A 1141-nucleotide genomic window follows, 5' to 3' on the forward strand; every position below is an offset into this window, starting at 1 on the left:
GGTCAATGCCTTGTGCGGTGGCAACGGTGCCGGCAAGTCCACCTTCCTCGGCGTGTTGATGGGGATGCTGCGGCGCGACGCCGGATCCGTCACGGTGAAAGGCCGGGAGGTGAATTTCTCCTCCCCCGCCGAGGCGCTCGATGCCGGTATCGCCATCATCACCCAGGAGCTCAGCCCGTTCCTGGACATGACCGTCGCCGAGAACCTCTATCTCGGCCGCGAACAGCGGCGCGGCCGCTTCTTCGTCGACGACAAGTGCATGCTAAGCGACGCGGAGGCGATCCTGGCGCGGTTGAAATTCAACATCCCCGCTGGTGCGCGGTTGCGCGATCTTTCGATCGCGCAGGCCCAACTCGTCGAGATCACCAAGGCAATCAGCCGCCGCAGCGACATCCTGATCATGGACGAACCCACCTCGGCCATTGGCGAGCGCGAGGCGCAGATGCTGTTCGACGCGATCCGCACTCTGACCGCGGAGGGCGTAGGCATCATTTATGTCTCGCACCGCCTGACCGAGATCTTCGAGATCGCCGACGATTATACGGTCTTCCGCGACGGCCGTTTCGTAGGCGGCGGATCGATTTCCGAAATCGACCGCAAGGGCCTGATCCGGTCGATCGTCGGCCGCGACCTGTTGGACCATCATCGCGAACCGAAGGATACCGGCCCGCAGAAACCCTTGCTCGAAGCCCGCGGCTTTGCATCGAAGGGAAAGTTCGCCGACATCGACATGACCGTTCATGCGGGAGAGATCGTCGGCATATACGGGCTTCTCGGCTCCGGTCGCAGCGAGTTCGTGAATGCGCTCTACGGAAACGAGCCGCGGGATTCCGGCCAGGTGCTGATCGAGGGCAAGCCCATCGATCTCAAGACGCCCGCCGATTCCATCGGCGCCGGCATTTCGCTGGTCACGGAGGACCGCAAGCAGACGGGCCTGTCACTGACCGCGTCGGTCGCCCACAACATCACCGTGGCCAACCTGCCGCATTATGCGCGCAAGGGCTTCATGAACGGATCGGCGGAAGGCAGGAGCGTGGTCGAGCACATCAAGCGCTTCTCCATCAAGACGGCGTCGCCGGACCTGCCCGTCCAATCCCTGAGCGGCGGCAACCAGCAGAAGGTTGTCCTTGCGCGCTGTGTC

The 1141-nt window shown here is 63.4% G+C and carries 1 protein-coding gene; it reads left to right on the forward strand.

Features of this window, described 5'->3' with window-relative positions:
• On the forward strand, nucleotides 1–1141 hold a 1141-nt coding region (locus tag EN994_RS32445), incomplete at both ends, for a sugar ABC transporter ATP-binding protein (protein ID WP_164746471.1).

Origin of the sequence: Mesorhizobium sp. M7A.F.Ca.CA.002.09.1.1 (assembly GCF_003998555.1) — a bacterium.
In the GTDB taxonomy this organism is placed as follows: Bacteria; Pseudomonadota; Alphaproteobacteria; order Rhizobiales; family Rhizobiaceae; genus Mesorhizobium; species Mesorhizobium ciceri.